The organism is Actinopolymorpha singaporensis, assembly GCF_900104745.1.
GTDB lineage: Bacteria > Actinomycetota > Actinomycetes > Propionibacteriales > Actinopolymorphaceae > Actinopolymorpha > Actinopolymorpha singaporensis.
In genome coordinates this window covers 2,280,785-2,306,187 of the sequence record NZ_LT629732.1, presented here as the reverse complement: position 1 = coordinate 2,306,187, position 25,403 = coordinate 2,280,785, and the positions used below count along the sequence as shown (strand labels likewise).

23 protein-coding genes are annotated in these 25,403 nt (G+C 72.0%); 3 read left to right on the top strand and 20 right to left on the bottom strand.

The genetic code is table 11. The features are described from left to right. Nucleotides 1-11: 11 nt before the first annotated feature. From nuoK to BLU27_RS10475, 13 genes are all read right to left on the bottom strand, one after another. On the bottom strand, nucleotides 12-311 hold the full coding sequence (gene nuoK, locus BLU27_RS10535; protein WP_092652824.1) for an NADH-quinone oxidoreductase subunit NuoK: 300 nt from the start codon (nucleotides 309-311) through the stop codon (nucleotides 12-14). Continuing rightward, a complete protein-coding gene (locus BLU27_RS10530) occupies nucleotides 308-1,264 on the bottom strand; it encodes an NADH-quinone oxidoreductase subunit J (protein WP_092652822.1) in 957 nt (318 codons plus the stop codon). The genes nuoK and BLU27_RS10530 overlap by 4 nt, the downstream gene beginning before the upstream one ends. After that, a complete protein-coding gene (gene nuoI, locus BLU27_RS10525; RefSeq protein ID WP_092652820.1) occupies nucleotides 1,261-1,842 on the bottom strand; it encodes an NADH-quinone oxidoreductase subunit NuoI in 582 nt (193 codons plus the stop codon). The genes BLU27_RS10530 and nuoI overlap by 4 nt, the downstream gene beginning before the upstream one ends. Continuing rightward, nucleotides 1,835-3,259 carry an NADH-quinone oxidoreductase subunit NuoH gene (gene nuoH, locus BLU27_RS10520; RefSeq protein ID WP_092652818.1) on the bottom strand — a complete coding sequence of 475 codons (1,425 nt, stop codon included), beginning with the start codon at nucleotides 3,257-3,259 and terminating at the stop codon, nucleotides 1,835-1,837. The genes nuoI and nuoH overlap by 8 nt, the downstream gene beginning before the upstream one ends. Further along, nucleotides 3,256-5,805, bottom strand: coding sequence for an NADH-quinone oxidoreductase subunit G (locus BLU27_RS10515; protein ID WP_092652816.1), 2,550 nt, complete (start codon nucleotides 5,803-5,805; stop codon nucleotides 3,256-3,258). The genes nuoH and BLU27_RS10515 overlap by 4 nt, the downstream gene beginning before the upstream one ends. Then, nucleotides 5,802-7,124, bottom strand: coding sequence for an NADH-quinone oxidoreductase subunit NuoF (gene nuoF, locus BLU27_RS10510; RefSeq protein ID WP_092652814.1), 1,323 nt, complete (start codon nucleotides 7,122-7,124; stop codon nucleotides 5,802-5,804). Before nuoF ends, BLU27_RS10515 begins: the two co-directional genes overlap by 4 nt. Then, nucleotides 7,121-7,993: an NADH-quinone oxidoreductase subunit NuoE gene (gene nuoE, locus BLU27_RS10505; protein WP_277869290.1), complete on the bottom strand. Its 873-nt coding sequence runs from the start codon at nucleotides 7,991-7,993 to the stop codon at nucleotides 7,121-7,123. The genes nuoF and nuoE overlap by 4 nt, the downstream gene beginning before the upstream one ends. Then, nucleotides 7,990-9,351 carry an NADH-quinone oxidoreductase subunit D gene (locus BLU27_RS10500; RefSeq protein WP_092652812.1) on the bottom strand — a complete coding sequence of 454 codons (1,362 nt, stop codon included), beginning with the start codon at nucleotides 9,349-9,351 and terminating at the stop codon, nucleotides 7,990-7,992. The genes nuoE and BLU27_RS10500 overlap by 4 nt, the downstream gene beginning before the upstream one ends. Beyond that, nucleotides 9,351-10,097, bottom strand: a complete 747-nt coding sequence (locus BLU27_RS10495) for an NADH-quinone oxidoreductase subunit C (protein WP_092652810.1) — start codon at nucleotides 10,095-10,097, stop codon at nucleotides 9,351-9,353. The genes BLU27_RS10500 and BLU27_RS10495 overlap by 1 nt, the downstream gene beginning before the upstream one ends. Beyond that, nucleotides 10,094-10,648 carry a NuoB/complex I 20 kDa subunit family protein gene (locus tag BLU27_RS10490; protein WP_092652808.1) on the bottom strand — a complete coding sequence of 185 codons (555 nt, stop codon included), beginning with the start codon at nucleotides 10,646-10,648 and terminating at the stop codon, nucleotides 10,094-10,096. The genes BLU27_RS10495 and BLU27_RS10490 overlap by 4 nt, the downstream gene beginning before the upstream one ends. Before the next feature lie 46 nt (nucleotides 10,649-10,694). Beyond that, complete coding sequence (locus BLU27_RS10485; protein WP_092652806.1) at nucleotides 10,695-11,054, bottom strand: NADH-quinone oxidoreductase subunit A; 360 nt, start codon at nucleotides 11,052-11,054, stop codon at nucleotides 10,695-10,697. A 157-nt stretch (nucleotides 11,055-11,211) separates the two neighbouring features. Beyond that, nucleotides 11,212-12,522 (bottom strand): geranylgeranyl reductase family protein, encoded by a 1,311-nt coding sequence (locus BLU27_RS10480; protein WP_092652804.1) that lies wholly within the window; start codon nucleotides 12,520-12,522, stop codon nucleotides 11,212-11,214. Nucleotides 12,523-13,067: 545 nt separating this feature from the next. Continuing rightward, nucleotides 13,068-13,760, bottom strand: a complete 693-nt coding sequence (locus BLU27_RS10475; RefSeq protein WP_092652802.1) for a demethylmenaquinone methyltransferase — start codon at nucleotides 13,758-13,760, stop codon at nucleotides 13,068-13,070. Between the two features lie 63 nt (nucleotides 13,761-13,823). Here BLU27_RS10475 and BLU27_RS10470 point away from each other — a divergent pair, with 63 nt between their 5' ends. After that, nucleotides 13,824-15,146, top strand: a complete 1,323-nt coding sequence (locus tag BLU27_RS10470; protein ID WP_092652800.1) for an isochorismate synthase — start codon at nucleotides 13,824-13,826, stop codon at nucleotides 15,144-15,146. Between the two features lie 155 nt (nucleotides 15,147-15,301). Here the strand turns inward: BLU27_RS10470 and trhA are convergent, their stop codons facing one another. The 6 genes from trhA to BLU27_RS10440 all read right to left on the bottom strand — a co-directional run bounded on the left by trhA (nucleotide 15,302) and on the right by BLU27_RS10440 (nucleotide 22,826). Beyond that, nucleotides 15,302-15,988, bottom strand: a complete 687-nt coding sequence (trhA, locus tag BLU27_RS10465) for a PAQR family membrane homeostasis protein TrhA (protein WP_092652798.1) — start codon at nucleotides 15,986-15,988, stop codon at nucleotides 15,302-15,304. A 74-nt stretch (nucleotides 15,989-16,062) separates the two neighbouring features. Beyond that, complete coding sequence (locus tag BLU27_RS10460; RefSeq protein ID WP_172804927.1) at nucleotides 16,063-17,718, bottom strand: ABC-F family ATP-binding cassette domain-containing protein; 1,656 nt, start codon at nucleotides 17,716-17,718, stop codon at nucleotides 16,063-16,065. Nucleotides 17,719-17,907: 189 nt separating this feature from the next. Next, complete coding sequence (locus tag BLU27_RS10455; protein WP_092652796.1) at nucleotides 17,908-19,059, bottom strand: DUF2207 domain-containing protein; 1,152 nt, start codon at nucleotides 19,057-19,059, stop codon at nucleotides 17,908-17,910. 70 nt (nucleotides 19,060-19,129) lie between these two features. Beyond that, nucleotides 19,130-20,011, bottom strand: coding sequence for a GNAT family N-acetyltransferase (locus tag BLU27_RS10450; protein WP_092652794.1), 882 nt, complete (start codon nucleotides 20,009-20,011; stop codon nucleotides 19,130-19,132). Between the two features lie 80 nt (nucleotides 20,012-20,091). Further along, nucleotides 20,092-21,867 carry a 2-succinyl-5-enolpyruvyl-6-hydroxy-3-cyclohexene-1-carboxylic-acid synthase gene (gene menD / locus BLU27_RS10445; protein ID WP_092652792.1) on the bottom strand — a complete coding sequence of 592 codons (1,776 nt, stop codon included), beginning with the start codon at nucleotides 21,865-21,867 and terminating at the stop codon, nucleotides 20,092-20,094. Further along, nucleotides 21,864-22,826: an o-succinylbenzoate synthase gene (locus BLU27_RS10440; RefSeq protein ID WP_092652790.1), complete on the bottom strand. Its 963-nt coding sequence runs from the start codon at nucleotides 22,824-22,826 to the stop codon at nucleotides 21,864-21,866. Before BLU27_RS10440 ends, menD begins: the two co-directional genes overlap by 4 nt. Before the next feature lie 99 nt (nucleotides 22,827-22,925). Between BLU27_RS10440 and BLU27_RS10435 the strand changes: the two genes are divergently transcribed. Next, entirely contained in the window at nucleotides 22,926-24,182 is a 1,257-nt protein-coding gene (locus tag BLU27_RS10435; RefSeq protein ID WP_241827903.1) for an AMP-binding protein, read from the top strand. Between the two features lie 56 nt (nucleotides 24,183-24,238). Beyond that, a complete protein-coding gene (locus BLU27_RS10430) occupies nucleotides 24,239-25,111 on the top strand; it encodes a 1,4-dihydroxy-2-naphthoate polyprenyltransferase (RefSeq protein WP_092652788.1) in 873 nt (290 codons plus the stop codon). Between the two features lie 71 nt (nucleotides 25,112-25,182). Here the strand turns inward: BLU27_RS10430 and BLU27_RS10425 are convergent, their stop codons facing one another. Next, the gene (locus BLU27_RS10425) at nucleotides 25,183-25,401 is read right to left on the bottom strand and encodes a hypothetical protein (RefSeq protein WP_092652786.1); all 219 of its coding nucleotides are present in this window, start codon (nucleotides 25,399-25,401) and stop codon (nucleotides 25,183-25,185) included. Nucleotides 25,402-25,403: the final 2 nt, after the last annotated feature.

Here is a 25,403-nt window from a genome sequence, read left to right as displayed (position 1 = left end):
TTTCGGCCGCATCAGAACTTCAGCAGGCTCGCGTCGTCGACCGAGGCCGAGCGACGGGTCCGGAAGATGGTCATGATGATCGCCAGACCGACGACCACCTCGGCGGCGGCCACCACCATCACGAAGAACGCCACGACCTGCCCGTCGAGGTTGCCGACCTGGCGGGCGAAGGCCACGAACGCCAGGTTGCCGGCGTTGAGCATCAGCTCGACGCACATGAACACGACGATCGCGTTGCGGCGTACGAGCACACCGAGCGCACCGATCGTGAACAGCAGCGCCGACAGCACGATGTAAGGACCGGCGGTCATGCGTCACCTCCGTTGGAAGTACCGCCTCGTGAGGAACCGCCTTCGGTGGAACCGCCCTCGTGGGGGCCGGCCGTGCCGTTGCCGGCGGCGTTGCGGCCGGTGCCGGAGCCGTTGTGCGCCGAGGGCACGTAGTCGGTGCCGTTCTCGGCGGCCGTGCCGTCGGTCGGGCGGCCGCCGGCGTCGCGGGTGGCCCGAGGCTGCGGCTTGCCGGTGTACGGCTCGAGGCCGGGCACCTGGTTGGTGTAGCGCTCGGGGTCGCGGACCGTGCCGCGGGCGATGAGCACCCGGGAGACCGAGGACTCCGCCGCGGTCCCGTCGGGCAGCAGGGCCGGGGTGTCGACCGCGTTGTGCCGGGCGAACGTGCCGGGTGCCGGGTGCTGGCCGGGGTGGCGGCCGCGCTCGGCGTACTCCCGGAACCGCTGCTCGGCCAGCTGCTTCTGGGTCACCTTCTCGGTGAGCCGCTCGCGGTGGGCGAGGATCATCGCGCCCACCGCCGCGGTGATCAGCAGGGCGCTGGTCACCTCGAACGCGAAGACGTACTTGGAGAACAGCAGTGACGCGAGGGCGGGGACGTTGCCGTCCGGCGTGGCCGCGGCCAGGCCGACCGGCTTGCCCAGGGTGACCTGGCCGAGCGCGACCAGGATCAGGATCCCGAACAGCAGGGCGCCCCCGATCGCCATCCACCGCTGCCCGCGCAGGGTCTCCACCACCGAGTCGGAGGCGTCGACGCCGACCAGCATCAGGACGAACAGGAACAGCATCAGGATGGCGCCGGTGTAGACGATCACCTGGACGGCGAACAGGAACGGCGCGTCCAGGCTGGCGTACATGATGGCGAGGCACATCATCACCGCTGCCAGAAGCAACGCGCTGTGCACCGCCTTCCGGGCGAGCACCATGCCCAGGGCGGCGAGCACCGCGATCGGTGCCAGCACCCAGAAGGTCGCGGTCATGAGTGCGCTGCCTCGCTCTCCACGTTCGTGCCCTTCTCGGACCCGCCCCGGGTGGACCAGCCGGGCAGGCCGGCGCCGAGGTAGTAGTCCTTCTCGTCGTCACCGAGCCGCATCTCGTGCGGCGGCTCCTCCATGCCGGGGAGGAGCGGTGCGAGCAGGTCCTTCTTCTCGTAGATCAGGTCCGCGCGGTTGTCGTCGGCGAGCTCGTACTCGTTGGTCATCGTGAGCGCCCGGGTGGGGCACGCCTCGATGCACAGCCCGCAGAGGATGCAGCGCAGGTAGTTGATCTGGTAGACGCGGCCGTACCGCTCACCGGGTGAGAACCGCTCGTCCTCGGTGTTGTCCGCGCCCTCGACGTAGATCGCGTCGGCCGGGCAGGCCCACGCGCACAGCTCGCAGCCGACGCACTTCTCCAGCCCGTCCGGGTGGCGGTTGAGCTGGTGCCGGCCGTGGAACCGCGGCGCGGTGGGCTTCTTCTCGAAGGGGTACTGCTCGGTGAAGACCTTGCGGAACATCGTCCGGAAGGTCACCCCGAACCCTGCGATCGGGTCCCAGAGCTGCTGCTTGAGACTAGCCACGGGAGTCCTCCTGGCCTGCGCTGTCTGTCGATCGGCCGGCGGTGCCCGAACCGCCTGCCCCGGTCTCGCGGGCGCCCGCGTCGGCGGACACGGCCACCGCGGCGGGTTGCAGACCGGGGACCTTCTGTCCGGGCATCGGCGGGACAGGGTATCCACCGACGAACGGGTCGAACTCCGCCCGGTCGGCTTCTTCCCTCGCGGCCTCCTCCGCCTGCTCCTTGCGGGCCGCCCTCGCGTCGTAGACGAAGGACAGCGCCAGGACCACGAGGATCACCGCGCCGATGCCGTAGAAGAACTGGCGCTGGTAGCCCGCGCTCAGGGTGGCCCGCGCGGTCGCCACGAACACCGTCCACACCAGGGCGATCGGGATCAGGAACTTCCAGCCCAGCCGCATGAACTGGTCGTACCGGAGCCGCGGCAGGGTGCCGCGCAGCCAGATGAACACGAACATGAAGACGAGCACCTTGCCGATGAACCACACGAACGGCAGCCAGCCCTCGTTGGCACCCGACCACAGCGACAGCGGCCAGGGCGCCCGCCAGCCGCCGAGGAACAGCGTGGTCGCCAGGGCGGAGACCGTCACCATGTTGACGTACTCGGCGAGGAAGAACAGCAGGTACTTCATCGAGGCGTACTCGGTGGCGAAGCCGGCAACCAGCTCACCCTCGGCCTCCGGCAGGTCGAACGGCGCCCGGTTGGTCTCGCCCACCATCGACACGAGGTAGATGAGGAAAGACGGGAGCAGCACGATGGCGTACCAGCTGGGCAGCTGGATGGTCAGCCCGAAGATGTGCGCCGCGCTGCCGTGTGCCTGCGCGGCGACGATCTCCGAGGTCGACATGGAGCCGGAGTAGAGGAACACCGCGACGAACGCGAGGCCCATCGCGACCTCGTAGGAGATCATCTGCGCCGACGAGCGCAGACCACCCAGCAGCGGGTACGTCGAGCCGGAGGACCAGCCGCCGAGCACGATGCCGTAGATGCCGAGCGAGGCCACCGCGAGCACCAGCAGCACCCCGACCGGAAGGTCGGTCAGCTGCAGCGGAGTGCGGTGCCCGAAGATGCTCACCTCGGGCCCGAGCGGGATGACCGAGAACGCCGTGAACGCCATCGACGCCGCGATCACCGGTGCCATCACGTAGATCACGGTGTCGACGTTCTTCGGCTTGATCGTCTCCTTCAGCGACAGCTTGACGCCGTCGGCGAGGCTCTGCAGCAGGCCGAAGGGGCCGTGCACCTTGGGGCCGGTGCGGTGCTGCATCCGGGCCACGACCTTGCGTTCGAACCACACGTTGAAGATCGTGAACACCAGCAGCAGCACCGTGATGCCGAGCGCCTTGATGAGGACGATCCACCACGGGTCCTTGCCGAACGCCGACAGCTCGCCGGCGGCGAGCGGCAGCACAGCGGCGGTCATGCCGTACCTCCCTGACTGGCGGTCGAGCCGGCGGCCGACCCGTTCGGAGACTGCTGGTCCGTCGCGGCGGGGTCGACGGTCTGCGGCACCCGCTCGGCCCGGGCGACGTCCACGAGCGCGCCGGCGTCCACGCCGAGCGTGTCGTACACGTGCGACCCGTGGGAGTGGGTCGGCACCCACACCACCTGGTCGGGCAGGTCGGCGACCTCCACCGGGAGGTTCAGCCGGCCGCGGGTCGTGGAAACCACCACCGAGTCGCCCTCGACGACCCCGAGGGCCGTCGCGGTCGTCGCGGACAGGCGGGCCCGCACCGGGCGGGCGGTGCCGGCGAGGTGCGGCTCCCCGGCCAGCAGGGCACCGTCGTCGATCAGCTGCGGCCAGGTCGCGAGGACCGCCTCACCCGCGCTCGGCTGGGCCGGCTCGGGTGCGGGCAGCCGCGGCGGCACCGCCCGGGCGCCGTCCCAGGCGCCCAGCTCGGTGAGCTCGGCGCGGGCGCCCTCGACTGTGGTGAACCCGAGTGGTGCGTCCAGCTCGTCGGCAAGGCCGGCCAGCACCCACAGGTCGGACTGGTGTCCGGCCTCGGCGAGTGCCCGCTCGAACGGGCGGGCCCGGCCCTCCCAGTCGACGAACGAACCGGCCTTCTCGGCCACCGCGGCGACCGGGAACACCACGTCGGCGTACTTCGTGACCTCGGTCGGGGACAGCTCCAGGCTGACCACGAACCCGGCCCGCTCCAGCCCGGCGCGTGCGGCGGCCGGGTCGGGCAGGTCGTCGATCTCCACACCGCCGACCACCAGCGCACCCAGGTCACCCTCGGCGGCCTCGGTGAGCATGGTCGCGGCGTCGCGGCCGGGCTCGATCGGCAGGTCGCCGACGCCCCAGGCAGCGGCCACGTCGACCCGGGCGGCCGCGTCGAAGCTCGGGCGGCCACCGGGCAGCAGGTGCGGAAGGCAGCCCGCGTCCACCGCGCCGCGCTCACCGGCCCGGCGGGGAACCCAGGCGAGACGCGCACCGGTCTCCTCCGCCAGCCGCAGCACGGCCGAGAGCGCACCGGGAGACCCGGCCAGGCGGGAGCCGACCAGGATCACGGCGTTCTCGCCGCGCAGCGCCTCGGCGGCGGCCCGGCCGGCCTCGTCGAGACCGCTGTCCGCGCCGTCGGCGTGCAGGGCGTCGAGGAACTCCGCCTCCGTGCCGGGCGCGGCCCGCAGCAGCGTGCCGGACAGCTTCTCCAGCCCGGACGTGGTGTACGGCGCCATCGCGGTGACCTTGGTGCCACCCTTGCTGACCGCCTTGCGCAGCCGCAGGAAGACGATCGGCGCCTCCTCCTCGACCTCCAGGCCGACCAGCAGGACCGCGCTCGCGCGCTCCAGGTCGCGGTAGGTCACGCCGAGGCCGGTGCCGGCGACGGCGGAGCTGAGGAAGTCGGCCTCCTCGTGGGAGTGCGGCCGGGAACGGAAGTCGACGTTGTTGGTGTTCAGCGCCACCCGGGCGAACTTGGAGTACGCGTAGGCGTCCTCCAGCGTCACCCGGCCGCCGGTCAGCACACCGGCGCGGCCGCGGGCGGCGGCCAGACCCTCGGCGGCCACCCGGAACGCCTCCGACCACGAGGCCGGCCGCAGCTCACCGGTGTCCTCGTCGCGGACCAGCGGGTGGGTGAGGCGGTCGGTCGTCGCGGCGTACCGGAAGGCGAACCGGCCCTTGTCGCAGATCCACTCCTCGTTGACCTCGGGGTCGTCGCCGGCCAGCCGGCGCATGACCTTGCCGCGCCGGTGGTCGGTGCGGATCGAGCAGCCGTTGGAGCAGTGCTCGCAGGTGCCCGGCGTGGACACCAGGTCGAACGGGCGGGAGCGGAAGCGGTACTGCGCGCTGGTCAGCGCGCCGACCGGGCAGATCTGGATGGTGTTGCCGGAGAAGTAGCTGGAGAACGGCTCCTTCTCGTAGATGCCGACCTGCTGCAGCGCACCGCGCTCGAGGAGCTCGATGAACGGGTCGCCGGCCACCTGCTTGGAGAAGCGGGTGCACCGCGCGCACAGGACGCAGCGCTCGCGGTCGAGCAGCACCTGGCTGGAGATGTTGATCGGCTTGGGGTAGGTGCGCTTCACCTCGGTGAAGCGGCTCTCCGGCCGGCCGTTGCTCATCGCCTGGTTCTGCAGCGGGCACTCGCCGCCCTTGTCGCAGACCGGGCAGTCCAGCGGGTGGTTGATCAGCAGGAACTCCATGATTCCCTGCTGCGCCTTGTCGGCCACCCCGGACGTCAACTGGGTCCTGACGACCATGCCCTCGGCGACCTCGATCGTGCAGGAGGCCTGCGGCTTGGGGAAGCCGCGCCCGTTGCCCGCGTCGGGAATGTCGACCAGGCACTGCCGGCAGGCACCCACCGGGTCCAGCAGCGGGTGGTCGCAGAACCTCGGGATCTGCACCCCGATCATCTCCGCGGCCCGGATCACCAGGGTGCCCTTCGGCACGCTCACCTTGACGTCGTCGATGGTGAGCGTGACGAGGTTCTCCACCTCGGCCGACGTCTGGTCGGACGCCTGCACTGTCATACGCCAACTCCTGCGGTCGCAGTCTCGGCCCCGAACAACGTGGCGGCGGCCGGGTCGAACGGGCAGCCACCGTGCTCGAAGTGCGCGACGTAATCGTCGCGGAAGAACTTGATGGACGACATGATCGGCGCGACGGCACCGTCGGCCAGGGCGCAGAACGACCGGCCGGCGATGTTGTCGCACAGGTCGAGCAGCGTCTCCAGGTCGTCGGTGCTCCCCTCGCCGCGCTCCAGGCGTTCGAGGATCTGCACCAGCCACCAGGTGCCCTCCCGGCAGGGAGTGCACTTTCCGCACGACTCGTGCTTGTAGAACTCCGTCCACCGCAGCACCGCCCGCACCGCGCAGGTGGTGTCGTCGAACATCTGCAGGGCGCGGGTGCCGAGCATGCTGCCGGCGCCCATCATCCCCTCGTAGTCGAGCGGCACGTCGAGGTGTTCGTCGGTGAGCATCGGCGTGGAGGACCCGCCCGGGGTCCAGAACTTCAGCTTGTGCCCGGCCCGGATTCCGCCGGCCAGGTCAAGGAGTTCGCGCAGCGTGATGCCCAGCGGGCCTTCGTACTGTCCCGGCCGCTCGACGTGCCCGGACAGGGAGTAGATGACGTGGCCCTTGCTCTTCTCGGTCCCCATGCCGGCGAACCATTCCGGCCCGTTGGCGACGATTGCCGGAACCGAGGCGATGGACTCGACGTTGTTGATGACAGTGGGCGAGGCGTACAGACCCGCGACGGCCGGGAAGGGCGGCCGCAGCCGAGGCTGACCCCGACGACCCTCCAGGGAGTCGAGCAGGGCGGTCTCCTCACCACAGATGTAGGCACCCGCGCCCGCGTGCACGACGACGTCCAGGTCGTAGCCGGAGTCGAGGATGTTGCGGCCGATGTAGCCCGCGGCGTAGGCCTCCTGCACCGCCTGCTGCAGCCGGCGGATGACGTGCAGCACCTCACCGCGTACGTAGATGAACGCCTGCCGCGCGCGGATGGCGTACGCCGAGATGATGACGCCCTCCACCAGCGTGTGCGGGCTGGCCATCATCAGCGGGATGTCCTTGCAGGTGCCGGGCTCGGACTCGTCGGCGTTGACGACGAGGTAGCGCGGCTTGTCACCGAGCGGCGGCAGGAAGCCCCACTTCATCCCGGTGGGGAAGCCGGCACCGCCCCGGCCGCGCAGGCCGGAGTCCTTGACCATGGCCACGATCTCTTCGGGCTCGCGGCCGAACGCCTGCTTCAGCGCTTCGTACCCGCCCTGCTCGGCGTAGGCACGCATGGTCCACGAACCCTGCCGGCCCCAGTTGGCCGTGAGAACCGGCGCAAGCGGATCGGTCATCGCTGTCCCTTCTCACCGTCGGCGCTGCCCGCAGAACCCGCGTTGTCGGCGTTCTCCGCACCGCTGTTCGGCGTCTCGGGCCGGCTGCTCGGGCCCTCGCCGCCTCTGCCCACGCCGGCCTCGGCCGCCCGCGACTCGCTCTCGGCGCGGGTCGTGTCGGTCTCGGCCGCGGTCCGGGTCGCCTCCGCCGGCGTGGAGCCGCGGGTGGTCAGGTCGGGCGCCGCCGCGGCGGCGTGGCCACCGGCGGTCCAGCCGCGCTCGTGCGCCACCCGGAGCCCGGCCAGCGACGCCTCACCGGCGGACGGACCTTCGTCCGCGCGGCCGTCGGGGAAGCCGGCCAGCACCCGCTCGGCCTGCCGCCAGGTGCACACCCGCGCGCCCCGGTCGGCCTCCACCTCGACGCCGGCCCGAAGGTCGTCGACGAGCTTGCGGGCCCGGTCGGGGGTCATGTTGTCGAAGAACTCCCAGTTGACCATCACCACGGGGGCGAAGTCGCAGGCGGCGTTGCACTCGACGTGCTCGAGAGTGACCTTGCCGTCCTCGGTGGTCTCGTCGTTGCCGATCCCGAGGTGGTCCTTCAGCCCGGCCATGATCTGGTCGCCACCCATCACCGCGCACAGCGTGTTGGTGCACACGCCGACGTGGTAGTCACCGACCGGGCGACGCTTGTACATCGTGTAGAAGGTCGCCACAGCCGCGACCTCGGCCGCGGTGATGTCGAGCAGCTCGGCACACACCTCGATGCCGTCGGGGCTGACGAAGCCCTCCTCGCTCTGGACGAGGTGCAGCATCGGCAGCAGCGCCGAACGCGGCTGGGGGTAGCGCGCAATGATCTCCCGCATCTCCGCGCGCGTCTTCTCGGTGATCAACGGTCCACTCCACCCATCACGGGGTCGATGCTCGCGACCGCGACGATGACGTCGGCCACCATGGCGCCCTCACACATGGCCGCCGCGGTCTGCAGGTTGACGAAGGACGGGTCGCGGAAGTGGGCCCGGAACGGCCGGGTTCCACCGTCGGACACCAGGTGGCAGGCCAGCTCGCCGCGGGGGGACTCCACCGCGAAGTAGGCCTGCCCGGCCGGCACCCGGAAGCCCTCGGTCACCAGCTTGAAGTGGTGGATGAGCGCTTCCATCGACTCGCCCATGATGTGCTTGATGTGGTCGAGGGAGTTGCCCAGGCCGTCGGAGCCGATCGCCAGCTGGCTCGGCCAGGCGATCTTCTTGTCGGCCACCATCACCGGGCCGGGCGTCTCCAGGCGTTCGACGCACTGCTCGACGATCTTCAGGCTCTCGTGCATCTCGTCCAGCCGGATGCGGAACCTGCCGTAGGAGTCCGAGGTGTCCCACGTCTTCACCTCGAAGTCGTAGGTCTCGTAACCCCAGTACGGCTGGGTCTTGCGCAGGTCCCACGGGTAGCCGGTCGCCCGCAGCACCGGACCGCTGGCGCCGAGCGCCATGCAGCCGGTGAGGTCGAGGTAGCCGTTGCCGACCAGGCGGCCCTTGAAGATGGGGTTCTCGTTGCACAGCGCGGCGTACTCGGGAAGGTGCTTGCGCATCCAGACGATGTAGTCGCGGACGGCGTCCAGGGCGCCGTCGGGCAGGTCCTGGGACACCCCACCCGGCCGGATGTACGCGTGGTTCATCCGCAGGCCGGTGATCAGCTCGAACAGGTCGAGCGTCTTCTCCCGCTCACGGAAGCCGATCGTCATCACGGTGAGGGCGCCGATCTCCATGCCTCCGGTGGCGATCGCCACCAGGTGGGAGGAGATGCGGTTGAGCTCCATCATCATGACGCGGAGGACCTTGGCCCGCTCGGGGATGTCGTCCTCGATGCCGAGCAGCTTCTCCACCGCGCCGACGTAGGCGGCCTCGTTGTAGAACGGCGAGAGGTAGTCCATCCGGGTGCAGAACGTGACGCCCTGCGTCCACGTCCGGTATTCCATGTTCTTCTCGATACCGGTGTGGAGGTAGCCGATCCCGCACCGCATGTCCTTCACGGTCTCGCCGTCCAGCTCCAGGATCAGCCGGAGGACGCCGTGCGTGGACGGGTGCTGCGGGCCCATGTTGACCACGACGCGCTCGTCGTCGGCCTCCGCCGCGCCCTGCACCACGGAGTCCCAGTCCTGACCGGTGACGGTGAAGACCTGGCCCTCGGTGGTGTCCCGGCTGCCGGCGTACGGGTCCTGCTGCTCGGTGTGCTGGGTGTGCTCTTGTTGCGTAGTCATCAGCTGTATGACCTCCGCTCGTCCGGAGGCGGAATGGTCGCGCCCTTGTACTCGACGGGAATGCCGCCCAACGGGTAATCCTTGCGCTGCGGGTGACCCGGCCAGTCGTCGGGCATCTCGATCCGGGTCAGGCCCGGGTGCCCGTCGTAGACGATGCCGAAGAAGTCGTAGGTCTCGCGCTCGTGCCAGTCGGCGGTGGGATAGACCTCGACGACCGACGGGACGTGCGGGTCGGCGTCGGGGCAGGTCACCTCGAGCCGGATCCGGCGGTTGTGGGTCATGGACAACAGGTGGTAGACGGAGTGCAGCTCGCGCCCGGTGTCACCCGGGTAGTGCACCCCGGAGACCCCGCTGCAGAACTCGTACCGCAGCGCCGCGTCGTCGCGGAGGGTACGCACGACGCTCAGCAGGTGCGTACGCCGGACGAAGAACGTGATCTCGCCCCGGTCGACGACGACCTTCTCGATCGCCTCGTCGAACCCCGGCCCGCCGTGGTCGGGCAGTGCCGCGTCCAGCCGCTCGGCCAGCTCGTCGAACCAGCCGCCGTAGGGCGGTGCGGTCCCGCCCGGCATCGCGACCGTGCGCACCAACCGGCCGTAGCCGGAGGTGTCACCGGTGCCGCGGGCGCCGAACGAGCCGTGCCGTACGCCGATCACCTCCGGAGGGGCCGGCTCCCTGCGGCTCGGCAGGTTCTCCTGCGCTCCGTCGGGCTGCTGCCCGTCGGCAGGCTGTCGTTCGTCGCTCACCGAAGCAGCCCCTTCATCTGCGAGGTCGGCGCGGCCTCCAGCGCGAGGCTCTCGTGCTCCTCGAGCTGCTGCCGCTTGTGCACGCCGAGCTTCCCGGCCTGGATCTTCTCGTGCAGCTTGATGATCGCGTCCAGCAGCATCTCCGGCCGCGGCGGGCAGCCGGGCAGGTAGATGTCGACGGGGACGACGTGGTCGACGCCCTGCACGATCGCATAGTTGTTGAACATGCCGCCGCTGGAGGCGCACACACCCATCGCCAGCACCCACTTGGGCTCGGGCATCTGGTCGTAGATCTGGCGCAGCACCGGGGCCATCTTCTGGCTCACCCGGCCGGCGACGATCATCAGGTCGGCCTGCCGCGGCGAGGCGCGGAAGACCTCCATGCCCCAGCGGGCGGTGTCGTAGCGGGGGCCGCCGGTGGTCATCATCTCGATGGCGCAGCAGGCCAGGCCGAACGTCGCGGGCCACACCGACGCCTTGCGGAAGTAGCCCACGATGCCCTCGACCGTGGTCAGGGCGACCCCTGCGGGCAGCTTCTCTTCGATGCCCATGGCTCTCAGCTCTCTTCCGTACGGCGGACCGGGTGCGGGGTGATGCTCAGTCCCATTCCAGGCCCCCGCGGCGCCAGACGTACGCGTAGGCGACGAACACGGTCAGGATGAACAAGACCATCTCGACCAGGCCGAACAGCGCCATCGAGTCGAAGGCGACCGCCCAGGGGTAGAGGAAGATGATCTCGATGTCGAAGACGATGAACAGCATCGCGGTGATGTAGTACTTCACCGGGAAGCGGCCACCGCCGGCCGGCTGCGGGGTGGGTTCGATCCCACACTCGTACGACTCGACCTTCGCCCGGTTGTAGCGCTTCGGTCCCATGACGGAGCCGGCCACGGCGGAGACAACCGCGAAGCCGCCGCCGAGCAGAAGCAGAATGAGAATCGGCACATAGGGGTTCACGCCGACCTGCTCCCCTTTCTGGCTGTTGTCGTACCGGCCCCCGGGCTGGTCATCCTAGGACTCCCCCGCCCGGTGGGTTTCGGCCGGCCGCGCCGGTTGGCCGGCCGGATGTCTGGGTGGAACGTGGTGTGGAACGTCGTGGGGAACTCGCATGTCACTACGCCGCCGGGGTGACCTTGGCGAGCGCGTTGATGAGCCGGTCCATGGCGTCACCTCCGCGCGGGTCGGTCAGGTTGGCCAGCAGCTTGATCGTGAAGCGCATCAGCACCGGGTGTGGCAGGCCGTGGCGGGTGGCGATCTTCATCACCTGTGGGTTGCCGATCGCCTTCACGAAGATCCGGCCCATTGTGTAGTAGCCGCCGTACCTCGCCGAAAGCGCCCGCGGATAACTCTCCAGCACCCGTTCGCGCGCCGGACCGTCGGGGCGGGCCAGGGCCTGGGCGACGACGTCGGCCGCCATCTCCCCCGACTCCATGGCGTAGGCGATCCCTTCGCCGTTGAAGGGGTTGACCATGCCGCCGGCGTCACCGACGAGCATCAGTCCGGAAGCGTAGTGGGGCTTGCGGTTGAAGCCCATGGGGAGTGCCGCTCCGCGGACCGGGCCGACCTGCCGGTCGTCCACGAAGCCCCACTCCGGCGGCATCCCCGACAGCCACGCCTTCAGCAGGCCGCGGTAGTCGGCGTTCTGGAAGCCGGTGCTGGTGTTGAGCAGGCCGAGGCCGACGTTGCTGGTGCCGTCGCCCATGCCGAACACCCAGCCGTAGCCGGGAAGCAGGTTGCTCTGGCCGGGCTTGCCGTCCCACAGCTCCAGCCAGGACTCCAGCCAGTCGTCGTCGTGCCGGGGGCTTTCGAAGTACGTGCGTACGGCCACACCCATCGGGCGGTTCTCGCGGCGCATCCGGCCGGCCGAGACCGACAGCCGGGAGGAGTTGCCGTCGGCCGCGATCACCACCGGCGAGCGGTAGGTGACCTCGGCACCGGAGCCCGGTTCGCCCGAGCCGCCGGCCTCGCGGACCGGCTTGGCGGTCACGCCGACGACCCGCCCGGTGCGCTCGTCGGTGACGGGACCGGTGACCGTGGTGCGTTCGTGCAGGCGGGCGCCGGCCTTCTGGGCCTGGCGGGCGAGAGTCTCGTCGAAGTCGGTGCGCTTGCGGACCAGGCCGTAGGGCGGGAACTCCGCGAGGTCGGGCCAGGGCAGCTCGAGCCGCATTCCGCCGCCGTAGATGCGCAGGCCCTTGTTCTGCAGCCAGCCGGCCTCGGCCGAGGTGTCGATACCCATCGCCACGAGCGACTTGACCGCGCGGGGGGTGAGCCCGTCGCCGCAGACCTTCTCGCGCGGGAACGCCGTCTTCTCCAGCACCAGGACGTTGAGCCCGGTGCGGGCGAGATGGTAGGCGGTCGTAGCGCCCGCCGGACCGGCTCCGACGACGATGACGTCCGCGTCGTGTTCAGCGCTGTTGCGGCTCATGGCCCTTGCCTGGGAAGAGAGATTCGGGACCTGATGCGGTGTTGCTGAGTGTCTGCTGCGCGGACTTGTGAACACCTTCACGAGTCCGTGATGGTCACAGTCTACGAGGTTCTCCGCCATCCGCGCGCAAGCCCCCATGGCCGGGCTGACCTGGGGATTTAAGCGACGTTTCGGTTGTCAAAAACCGCTGGCCGTTGCCGGACAACCTGACCACCGCTCACCTGGGGTTCGGCCGCCGCTCACCCGCGGATCCCGTCCCGGTCGCCTCGCGGATCCGCTGCCGATCGCCTCGCCGGCCACCTCGCCGGTCACCTCCCGATCAGCAGCGGGAGCCGCAGCGCCGGCCGGGCCGGAGGCTTCTGGGCTGCGTCCTGCGCGGGACTCGTCGCCGGGATCGGCCGGGATCGGCCGGGATCGGCCGGCGCAGATGATCGGCGACCGGGTGGCGTGCTGCCAGGGCGGATTCAGCCGGATACGGCGGGTTGGGGGCGCCCGGCCGTGGTCGGCGTACGGGAGACGTCAGGGGCTTTACGTCAGCGCGGACCTCAGGGGCGGTACGCCCGGTGCAGCGCGACGATGCCGCCGCTCAGGTTGCGCCACTCCACCCGGCTCCACGCGGCCGCGGCGAACTCCGCGGCCAGGCCGGCCTGGTCGGGCCAGGCTCGGATCGACTCGGCGAGGTAGACGTACGACTCGGGTTCGGCCGCCACCCGTCGGGCGATTCCGGGCACAGCGCGCATGAGGTACTCGACGTACACCCGGCGGAACGGCGCCCACACCGGGTGGCTGAACTCGCACACCACCACCCGCCCGCCGGGCCGGGTGACGCGCAGCAGTTCGGCCAGTCCGGCGCGTGGGTCGGCCAGGTTGCGCAGGCCGAACGACATGGTGACCGCGTCGAAACTCTCGTCGGCGAACGGCAGCGCCAGCGCGTCCCCGCCGACGAACGGCAGCTCCGGCCGCAGCCGCTTGCCCCGGCCCAGCATCCCGACGGAGAAGTCGCACGGAACGACGAACGCCCCGTCGCGTTCCATCGGCTCACTGGAGGTGCCGGTGCCGGCCGCGAGGTCGAGCACGCGTTCGCCCAACCGCGGGTCGACCGCCTTCACCACCGCCCGCCGCCACCAACGGTCCTGACCCAGCGACAACAGGTCGTTGGTCAGGTCGTAACGCTCGGCGATCTCGTCGAACATCGCCGCCACTTCGGCGGGCTGTTTTGCCAGGGATGCACGTGCCACGTGTCCAACCTCTCACGGCCGCGCCCGCGCCTTAACCTCGGCCGAGACCTACTCTGGTGAGCCGTGACGGAATCATCGGCCATCCCCGCGGACGACTTCGTGGCCCCTGACGTGCCCCGGCTGGTCGTGCGCACCACCGAGCTCGACCCCGACGTGCACGCCGGACTCGATCTCCTGCAGACGCTGCCCGCCGAGAACGCGACCGCCTGGGTGCGGCGCGGCGAGGGGCTGGTCGGACACGGCGAAGCGGCCCGGCTGGACGTCGCCGGCCCCGATCGCTTCGCGACCGCGGTTCAGTGGTGGGGCAAGCTGGCCGAGTCCGCCGCCGTACGGGACGAGATCGGCGAACCCGGCACCGGCCTGGTGGGGTTCGGATCCTTCGCGTTCGCCGACGATCCCGGGCACTCCACCCTCGTCGTACCCCGCGTCGTCCTCGGCCGCCGCGGCGACCGCCGCTGGCTCACCACTATCGCGGTCGAGCCCGCCCTCCCGACGGTGCCGTCACTGCCGTCGCTGTTCGGGACGCCGTCGCCGGAGCGCCCGCAGGGAGTCGTGTTCGCCGACGGGGCGCTGACCGGTGCGCAGTGGGCGAGCGCGGTCGCCGACGCCGTACGCCGGATCGACGCCGGTGACCTGGACAAGGTGGTGCTGGCCCGCGACCTGCTCGCCGTCGCGGAGAAGCCGGTCGACTTCCGGTGGCCGCTGGCCCGGATCGCGCGGGACTACCCCGCCTGCTGGACCTACGCCGTGCGCGGCCTGATCGGGGCGACGCCGGAGATGCTGGTGCGGCTGGAGAACGGCCTGGTCACCTCGCGGGTGCTGGCCGGGACGATCCGCCGAAGCAACGACGACGCGCGCGACCTGGCCCTCGCCGCCTCGCTGGCGCGGTCGAGCAAGGACCTGGAGGAGCACGAGTACGCCGTGCGGTCGGTGGCGGACGCGCTGGCGCCGCACTGCACGAGCATGAACGTCCCGGAGTCGCCGTTCGTCCTCCACCTGCCGAACGTCATGCACCTCGCGACCGACCTCGCCGGGGTGCTGGCCGACGGCTCGAGTTCGCTGCAACTCGCGGCGGCGCTGCACCCGTCCGCGGCGGTGTGCGGCACACCCACCCCGGTCGCGCTCAAACTGATCGCCGAGCTGGAACACATGGACCGCGGCCGGTACGCCGGGCCCGTCGGCTGGGTGGACGCCGCGGGGAACGGCGAGTGGGGCATCGCGTTGCGGTGCGCGCAGGTGGACACCGACGATCCACGGCGGCTGCGGCTGTACGCCGGCTGCGGCATCGTGGCCGACTCCGTACCGGAGGCCGAACTCGCCGAGGCGCAGGCGAAGCTCGTGCCCGTACGCGACGCACTCACTCCGGACCCCGCCGAGACGCCCTAGCCCGTACCCTCGACCCCCCGTGGTCGAGGCGGCCCACCGGCTCCGGCCGGATCCGTGGCCCGTCACCGAAGTCAAGGCCCGAGCCTCGAGGTGGGAAGGCATACGGGGCCTATGACCCCCGCAAGTCTTCCCACCTCGGCGTTCTTCGCGAGTGCTCAGGAGTAGACGGTCAGCGACACCCCGACGTAGTGGGCGATGAACGCCAGGACCGTGAACGCGTGGAAGACCTCGTGGAACCCGAACCAGCGCGGCGACGGGTTCGGCTTCTTGGTGGCGTACACGATCGCGCCCGCGGAGTAGAGCAGCCCGCCGGTGAGGATCATCGCGAAGACCGCGCCCCGGCCGTGGTCGAAGAAGTCCGGCAGCCAGAACGCCGCCGCCCAGCCGACCGCGACGTACACCGGGACGTACAGCCAGCGCGGCGCGCCCAGCCACAGCACCCGGAACGCCACCCCGAGCAGCGCGCCGCCCCACACGATGGCGAGCAGCACCTTGGCGTTCTGCCTGTCCAGCAACAGCAGCGTGAACGGCGTGTAGGTGCCCGCGATGATCAGGAAGATGTTGGCGTGGTCCAGCCGGCGCAGCACCCCCGCCGCGCGCGGCGACCAGGTCCCGCGGTGGTAGAGCGCGCTCACCCCGAAGAGCAGGCTCGCCGTGAGTGCGAAGATCCCCGTCGCGATCCTCGCCTCGGTGCTCGGCGCCAGGATCACGATGACGATGCCCGCCGCCACCGACAGCGGGAACGTCCCGGCGTGCAGCCAGCCCCGCAACCTCGGCTTGACGTTCTGGGCGACGTCGTGGACTGCCTCCTGCACGGAGCTTCCGAGGTCTGGGGCGTGCATGGGCCCTCCACGGTGCGGGTCGGTTGTGGATCGAGTCCGGTCCAGGTGCTACGGGTGAGTAACGAACTCTAGTCTTACGGGCGTTCCACGCTGATGTGCCCGTCCAGCACGTGAACTATGTGCGTCGGGTGGACGGCTTCGACCAATTTTCGGTCATGGCTGGCCAGCACGAGGGTGCCGTCGTAGTCCGCCAGCGCCTGCTCCAGTTGTTCGACCGCGGGCAGATCGAGGTGGTTGGTCGGCTCGTCCAGGACGAGCAGGTTTGCCTGCCGCGCGACCAGCAGCGCCAGGTCGGCCCGAGTCCGCTCGCCGGGCGAGAGCGAGCCGGTCTGCCGTACGACGTCATCGGCGCCGAGCCCGAACTTCGCCAGCAGGGTCCGCGCCTCGGTCTCGTCCTGCCCGGACGCCTGCCGGAAGGCGTCCAGCAGTACGACGTCGGCCGCCACGCCCCGCCGCACCTGGTCGATCTGCCCGAGTACGACACCGTGCCCGATCCACCGCTCCCCCGCCGCCGGCTCCAACTGGCCGAGCAGCACCGAGATCAGGCTGGACTTCCCGGCGCCGTTCGGCCCGACCACCACCATCCGGTCGGCGTAGCGCAGGTCGAGGTCGACCGGCCCCAGCCGGAACGATCCCCGCTCCACCACGACGCCCGCCAGCCCGGCCACCCGGGCGCCGCTGCGAGAACCCTGGTCGAGCTTCAGCCGCAGCTCCCACGGCGTCCGTGGTTCCTCGACCTCGGTCAGGCGGTCGGCCGCCCGCTGTGCACGGGCCGCGCCGGCACCGGTGCCCTGGGCCTTCTGGATGTGGAAGTGCCGGACGAACTTGTCGTTGTCGGGGGGCTTGCGGGCAGAGCGCTGGGCACCCGCGCGGGCCCACTCCTGCTTGCGTTTCGCCTGTTCCAGCAGGGCGTCCCGCTGCGAGGCGTAGGTGTCGTACGCCTCCTGCGCCGCGGCGTGCGCCCGCTCGCGTTCGGCCAGGTAGGAGTCGAACCCGCCGCCGTACGTGCGGCCCTGCCGGCTGAACTCGTCGATCTCGAGGACGTCGGTCGCCACCCGCTGCAGGAACGCCCGGTCGTGCGACACGACCACCAGCGCACCGGACCGGCTGGTGAGGAACTCCTCCAGCCTGGCCAGGCCCGCGAGGTCGAGGTCGTTGGTGGGTTCGTCGAGCAGGAGTACGTCGAACTTCGCCAGCAGCACCGACGCCAGCGCCAGCCGGGCGAGCTGCCCGCCCGACAGGGACAGCACCGGGTCCTCGAGCCGGTCCGGCGGCAGGCCCAGGTCGGCGAGGACGGCGGGCGCGCGGGTGTCGAGGTCCGCGGCGCCGAGGGCGAGGTAGCGGTCCAGGGCGAGCGCGTACCGATCGTCCGCGCCCTTCTCGCCCTCGGCCAGCGCGGTGGTCGCGCCGGTGAGCTCGGCCTCGGCCGCGGTGACGCCGGTACGCCGGCCCAGGTAGCAGGCGAGCGTCTCACCCGGCCGGGCGTCCCGCTCCTGTGGGAGGAGCCCGACGGTGGCCGCGGCGGGCTGGCGTTCGACCGAGCCCTGATCGGGGGTGAGCGCGCCGAGCATCACCCGCAACAGCGTGGTCTTGCCCACGCCGTTCGGCCCGACGACGGCGTAGCGGTCACCGGGCGCGACGGTGGCGGAGATGCCCCCGAGAACAAGCTGGGGGCCGAGGTGAAGCTGGACGTCGCGAACGACGAGGGTGGACAGAGCCGAGACGGACATGGCTGCTCCGGGGCGACGTGGCCAGAGGACCTGGCCGGCATGGTGCGCGGCGGCTGGAAGAAGGCGCGCGCGATGGCCGAACGTCGGCGGACTCCCGGGTGGAACGAAGGCGTTCCACAGCACGGACGAAGCCCGCGGATCAGCTGCGCATCGGTCGGATCACTCCCGGATCGAGGGGACGGGCCAACCCTACCGGGTCGGGGCAACCGGTTTGGGTCCGCATGGCGCCGGGGCGGCACCGGCCGGCCGGTGCGCTCCGGAGGACGGCAGCATCGGGCTGATCACGACCAGGGCGGCGCCGAAACAGACCACCGGGAGCGCCCACCACACCAGGTCGTATCTCGCCAGGAAGTACGCCAGGACAAGCCCGGCGACCGTGACCAGGGCCCCGGTGTCCCGCACCGCCATCCTGGGCAGGCGCGGCCGGCGGGCCACCAGCACCAGCCCCACGACCACCGCCGCCGCCAGCAGCGCGGTGACTCCCCACACGGCACCCGCGGGCAGGCCGGCCATCGCGCCGGGCCCGGCGAGGTTGCTGCGCAGGGTGGCCTTCACCCCGGGCAGGATCGCCGTGTAGTCGTCGGCGTGCACGCCGGGGAGTTCGGCGTACGTCGTGACCGCGCTCCTGCCCGGCAGGCCGGCGGCGGTGAAGGTGACGGTCGAACCGCTGACTCCGGCCCTGCACGGCGCCGTGTCGTCGGTGATGGTGCACGACACCCGGACCGGCGCCTCCGGCGCGGTCACCGTCAGCCGCACCCGGTCGATCGGCTCGTCGTGTGCGCTGACCGCGTTCCACCACATTCCGGCACTGCGGGGGCCGTTGGTGCCCCGCAACTGGTCGCTCGGCGAGGTGACCAGCCCGCGCAGGACGTAGCTGACCTCGTAGCTGTGCCGGCCGGCCGGCGTCGTGCCGTCCGGCCCGATCCAGATGGTGTACCACCAGGCCTGATGGTCGTGGTACGTGCGCACCGGGCGGCCGTCCATGCGTACCGCCAGGTCGTGCACCGACACCACCTGCCCGGTCGCCTGGTCGCGGCCGTCCGCGCTCTCGCCGGCCGAGGTGAACCGGATCGGCACGGCCCAGTTCAGCGGGGTTGGCCGGGCCGCCAGGTCGTAGGTGAACCGCTCACGCACGGCGACCGACCCGTCGGTGCCGACCCGGGCGGAGATGTCGTACGCCGGGATGCGGTCACCCTCGGCAGCCTTGGCGGCCTTCGTCACCGCCGCGCGTGCGGGCGCCGGGTGGGCCAGGCCGAGCCCGGTCAGCACCAGCCCCGCGAGGAGCGGAGCGAGGAGGAGTACGACCGGGAACCGGGTCCGGCCGCCGTACGCCGTCGTCATGACCGCTCAGCCTGCCAGCACACCCTGCGCCCGGTACACCTGCACCGGCGCACCGGCGCACCGGGCACCCTCAGCCGGAAGCCGGTTCGAAGCGGTACGCCGTGACGTCGCGCACCGGCCGGTAGCCCACCGCGGCGTAGATCCTGTTCGAGGTCGGATTGGCCAGGTCGGTGAACAGCGAACACGTCTTCGTGCCGGCGTCCAGTTCGTGCCGGCTGACGGCGGCGACCAGCGCGCTCGCGTATCCCCGGCCGCGCCGGTCACGCGGGGTGTAGACGGGGCCGATCCGGACGACGCCGTGCACCGGCGCGGTGACGCCGAGGTGCGACACCGGGCCGTCGTGGTCCCACACCCAGGCGCGCCGCTCGGCCAGCCGCAGGTCGACCGCCTCGGTCACGCGGCGCCGCTCCACCTCGGTCAGCGCGTTCACCGGCCGGCCGGCGGCTTCGGCGGCGTCCGCCTCGAACGCGAGGCACCACGCCAGCAGCCTGTCCCGGTCGCTGGCCGTCGCCAACCTGGGCGCGCCCGGCACCGGCATCGGTGGCGTCACCGCGTCCAGCGCGTGCAGGCGCTCGGCCATCTCGGGCACGGCGGCTGCGCCGGTGAGGCGTTCCCACGCCCGGGTGAAGTCGGCGACGTACGGGTGGGTGCCGACCACGCCCGCCGCGTCCGGGCAGGCCGCGGCAAGGAGTTCCGCGGCCAGCTCGGCGGCCGGGCCGGACTCCGCGGACAGCCACACCCGCTGCGGCGGCGTCCGCATCGCGGCGGCCACCACCTCGCCGCCGTCGGTTCGCACCGTGAGGTACGTCGCCGGCGCGGGGTCGGTGATCACGCCGGCCGCCCGGCCGGTGACGTTGGTGACCAGCACGTTGTTGACCACCGGGTCCGCCGCGAAGTAGTCCGCGGCCGAGGTCAGGAAGTTGGCCGGGTCGTCGGTGAGCTCGCCGTACACCTGCCGATCATCCCACCGAAGCTCCCACCAGGGTGGCCTGCCGAACCGCGGCTCGCGGGTTCAGCGCAGCTCGTGCGGGTTCAGCGCACCTCGTCGTAGGCCGCGGCCGCCACGGCCTCGCGCAGCCGGGCGTGCAGGTCCCGGGTGCGCGACCGGTCGACCGGCACCTCGACGACCCGCAGCCCGCGGGACCGGGACAGTGCGCCGCGCAGCTCCGCCCGGGTCGTCGCCCGGATGAACGTCGTGTGGGTCGCCGCGGTGAGGGAGCCGAGGTCGACGCCATGCGGCGTACCGAAGATCCGTTCGAACGCGTCAGCGTGGTCGGGCCCGCCCTGTTCGAGCGTGCTGAAGATGCCGCCGCCGTCGTCGTTGACCACCACGATCGTGAGGTCGGGCCGGGCTTCGTACGGACCGCGGACGAGGGCGTTGGCGTCGTGCAGGAACGTCAGGTCGCCGACCAGCGCGTACGCCGGACCCGACCGGTGCACCAGCGCCGCCCCGATCGCGGTCGACAGGGTGCCGTCGATGCCGGCCAGGCCGCGGTTGCTCAGCACGCGGCGGTGGTCGCGCGGGTCGATCCGGCCGGCCTCGTCGACCAGCCGGTTGTCCCACGGCGCGCCGGTGAGGTCGAGGTCGCGGATGGGGTTGGAGGACCCGGCCACCAGCAGGCCGCCCTCGGGCAGCAGGCCGGCCACCTCCCGGGCGACGTGCAGGCCGGTGAACCCGGGCTCGCGGGCGAGCACGTCGTCGACGGCGGCGCGGGCAGCCCGGTCGGCGGCCAGCCAGGCGGCCAGCCATTCGTCCGGCTCACGCCGGCCGGCACCCTCGACCGTTCCCTCCAGCGCCGCGGTCGTCGTGACGCGGTACGCCTGGTGGCCGGCGTCGGGCCAGGACGGCCGGCGGGACACCACGACCACCTCGACGTCCGGGCGGGCCAGCAGCCGGGTCACCGGGCGGGACAGGGTGGGCCAGCCGTGCACCACCACGCGTTCGATCCCTGCGACCAGGTCGGGCCGGGTGTCCAGCAGGAGGCGGTAGGGGCCGAGCGCGTTCGGGCCCGATCGCGCGCCGCTGGAAGGCTCGGCGAGCAGCGGCCAGCCGGCTGTCTCGGCCAGCCAGCGGGCCTGCGCGTCGGCCCCGTCGCCGGCGACCACCACCGTGCGCGGCCCCTCCTCCAGCCAGGCGATGTGCTCGGTGGACAGCCGCTCGATCCTGGTCCACCGGCCGTGCCCGGACCGGCCGGCGAGGGACTCCGGCCAGTCGTCGCGCAGCCGGGGGTCCTCGAGGTCCAGCGGGTCGGCCGGGTCGGGCACCAGCGGGTCACGGAACGCGAAGTTGAGGTGCACCGGGCCGGGGTTGCGGTCGCGGAACCCGCGCGCCAGCGCAGTTGCCCGGCCGACGAGCTCGCGCCAGTAGGCGTTCTGGCCCGGCCGGCGCTCCGGTAGGCCGACCTCGTGGAAGAGCCGCACCGCGTCGCCGTACAGCTTGAGCTGGTCCGTCGTCTGGCTGGCGCCCACGCCCCGAAGCTCCGGCGGCCGGTCGGCGGTGAGCACCAGCAGGGCCACTCCCGCGTGGCTGGCCTCGAGCACGGCCGGGTGCAGGTTGGCCGCGGCGGTGCCGGACGTGCACACCACCGGGACCGGGCGGCGACCGGCTTTGGCCAGGCCGAGGGCGAGGAACCCCGCGGTGCGTTCGTCGACGCGTACGTGCAGCCGGATCCGGCCCTGGGCGTCGGAGGCGTGCAGGGCGAACGCGAGGGCGGCGTTGCGCGACCCGGGCGCGAGCACCGCCTCGCGTACGCCGCACCGCCACAGCTCGTCGACGATCACCCTGGCCAGTGCGGTGGAGGGGTTCACGCCAGGCCCTCCACCCTGTCCAGGCGTTCCAGCCAGCGCTGCCGGGTCGCCTCGTCGGCGGCCACCGCGGCCAGCCGGGCGGGATCGGGTTCGGGCCGGACGACGGGCAACGCGCCGTCCACGGGTACGAGCGGATGGGCCACCACGTCGGCGGTCAGCATCGAGACGGTGGCCAGGCCACAGGCGTACGGCAGCTCCGGCAACGCCGCCGCGAGCGCGACCCCGCCGGCGATCCCGATCGAGGTCTCCAGCGCGCTCGACACCACCACCGGGAGGCCGATCTGCTCGGCGATCCGCAGCGCGGACAGCACCCCGCCGAGCGGCTGGACCTTCAGCACGGCGATGTCGGCGGCCTCGTGCCGGACCACGCGGTAGGGGTCGGCCGCCTGCCGGATCGACTCGTCGGCGGCGATGGGTACATCGACCCGGCGGCGTACCTGGGCGAGCTCCTCGACGCTGGCGCAGGGTTGTTCGGCGTACTCGAGGCCGCCGGCGGCCTTGTCCAGCCAGGTGATCATCCTGGTGGCGGTGTCGACGTCCCAGCCGCCGTTGGCGTCCACCCGGATCCGTCCGTCGGGGCCGAGGGCGTCGCGGACCGCCTCCACCCGCGCCAGGTCGTCGGACTCTGGCCGGCCGGGCTCGGCGACCTTCACCTTGGCGGTACGGCAGCCGGCGCTGCGGCACACCACTTCGTGCGCCTGTTCGGGACCGACGGCGGGGACGGTGCAGTTGACCGGGACCGCGTCGCGGACGGGGGTGGGCCACACGTCGTACGCGGCCTCGCGGGCCGCCCGCAGCCAGGGAACGCAGGTGGCGTCGTCGTAGTCGAGGAACGGGCTGAACTCCGCCCAGCCTGCCGGGCCGCGGACCAGGATCCCCTCACGGACAGTTATGCCGCGGAAGCGGTTGCGCATGGCCACCGCGAAGACGTGAAGATCGCCGTCCGCCCGGATGATCATGACCGCATCCTCCGTCTCCTCCCCGCCACTTCCCCGTCGGGGCGTTCCCCCGCATGTCCGTGACACAGTGTCACGAGACCGGGCTCGTAGCCTAGTCACGTGCCAACCGACTCCCGCCGCCGACTGGTCGCCGTCGAACTCGTGGACGAGCCCCCTCCCGACCGCTCGGGCGACGGCTCGCAGGGCCTAGTCGATCATGCCGACCCGAGCGTCGTGCGGGCCGGTGTCGACGGACTGCTGGCGTTGCTCGCGGACCGGCTCGACGGCGACGGGCCGGCGCTGGCGCCACTCGCGCCGGGACCCGAGCGCGAACAGATCCTGACCCTACTCCGGACCGATCTTGCGCTGGAACGCGACGACATCGCCGTCGTGCTGCCCACGTCCGGCTCCACCGGCGAGCCGAAGGGCGCCCTGCTGCCGGGGTCGGCGCTGCTGCACTCGGCCCGGGCGACGCTGGCCGCTCTCGGCGGACCCGGCCGATGGTTGCTGGCGCTGCCGCCGACCCGGGTGGCCGGTCTGCAGGTACTGGTGCGGTCGCTGGTCGCGGGGACGACGCCGGCGGTGATGGCCGGCCGGTTCACGGTGGAGGCGTTCACGGCGGCGACCGACCGGCTGGGGCGTTCCGGCGCCGGATCCGGTTCACCCGCCCGCCGGTACACCGCGCTGGTGCCGACCCAGCTCGGGCGGCTGCTCGACGCGGACCCTGCGGCGGTGGACGCGCTCAGGTCGTACGACGCGGTGCTGGTCGGCGGCGGGGCGAGCTCGGCGGCACTGCTGGACCGGGCCCGCTCGGCCGGGGTCCGGGTGGTGACGACGTACGGCATGACCGAGACGTGCGGCGGGTGCGTCTACGACGGACGGCCGCTGGCCGGGGTGGACCTGGACATCGACGAAGCCAGCGGCCTCGTACGAATCGGCGGCGCCACGGTGTTCGCCGGCTACCGGCGCCGGCCCGACCTCACCGCGACGGCGCTGGTCGACGGCCGGCACCTGACCAGCGACCTCGGCCGGCTGCGCCCCGACGGGACGCTGGAGATCCTCGGCCGGGCCGACGACGTGGTGGTCTCCGGCGGTGTCAACGTGCCCTTGCTCGCGGTGGAGCGGGCGGTCGCGTCGTGCCCCGGGGTCGCCGAGGCGGCGGCGGTGGGGGTTCCCGACGCCGAGTGGGGTTCCCTGGTCCGGGCGTACGTCGTGCTGCGGCCCGGTGCGGGCGCGCCCGCGCTGGCCGACGTCCGCGACCACGTGAGCGCGACGCACCCGCGGGCGTACGCCCCGCGCGAGGTGGTCGTGGTCGACGCGCTGCCGCTGCTGCCCTCGGGCAAGGTCGACCGCTCGGCGCTGCGAGCCACTGGCTGAGCCGCCGGCCAAGACCCGGGCGCGGTGCACGACACCGCCGTTGAAACAATCCGGCCGTGGCAACTCCCGCACAGTGGTTGGACGGCGCCCGTCCACGCACGCTGTCCGCGTCGATCTCACCGGTCGTCGCGGGCTCCGGTGCGGCCGCGGCCGCCGGCTCGTTCGTCGCCTGGAAAGCCGCCCTCGCGCTCGTCGTGGCGGTGGCCCTGCAGGTCGGCTCCAACTACGCCAACGACTACTCCGACGGCATCCGCGGCACCGACGACAACCGCGTCGGCCCGCAGCGCCTGGTCGGGTCCGGCGCGGCCCGGCCGAAGACGGTGAAGGCCGTCGCCTTCGGCTGCTTCGCCGTCGCCGCGGTCTGCGGTCTCGTCCTCGCGCTCACCACCGCGTGGTGGCTGCTGCTGGTCGGCGTGGCCGCGGTGGCCGCCGCGTGGTTCTACACCGGAGGCAGCAGGCCCTACGGCTACTACGCGCTCGGCGAGATCAGCGTGTTCGTGTTCTTCGGCCTGGTCGCGGTGATCGGGACGACGTTCGTACAGGCCGACCGGGTGACCTGGCCCGCCGTCGCCTGCGCGTTCGGTGTCGGTGCGCTCACCTGCGCACTACTGGTGGCCAACAACCTGCGGGACATCCCGACCGACCGGGAGAGCGGCAAGCGGACCCTCGCGGTGGTCATGGGCGACCGGGCCTCCCGCCTGCTGTACGCCGGGCTGCAGGTCGTGGCGAACGTCGTGGTGGTGCTGCTCGCGGTGACGGTGACGCCGTGGACCCTGCTGGCACTGCTCTCGTTGCCGCTGGCGCTCCGGCCGGTGGCCACGGTCATGCGCGGGACCACCGGCCGGGCGCTGATCCCGGTGCTCCGCGACACCGGCGTGGCCGAACTCGCCTACGCCGTGCTGCTCGCGGTCGGGCTCGTCCTCGCCTGAGGGCGCCGGCCCGGTCGTAGGGCCGCCGACCCACCCAGGCAGCTGCGCTCAGGTGCGCTCATGGGGTGCGCTCAGGTGCGCTCGGTGGGGTCGTCCGTGGTGGACGACGTACCCATCTCGTCCTCGGCTTCCGGCTGGGCGTGGGTCACCTGCCGGCGTTCCTGGAGCCGTCGGACGTACTCCGGGTTGATCTGCTCCTCGTCGATGTCGCGCGGATCCTCGCCTGGCGTTGCGCCTTCCTTGGCCCAGCGAGACTTGTCCTGCGAGTCGCGGCGCGGTTCGTCGGTCATAA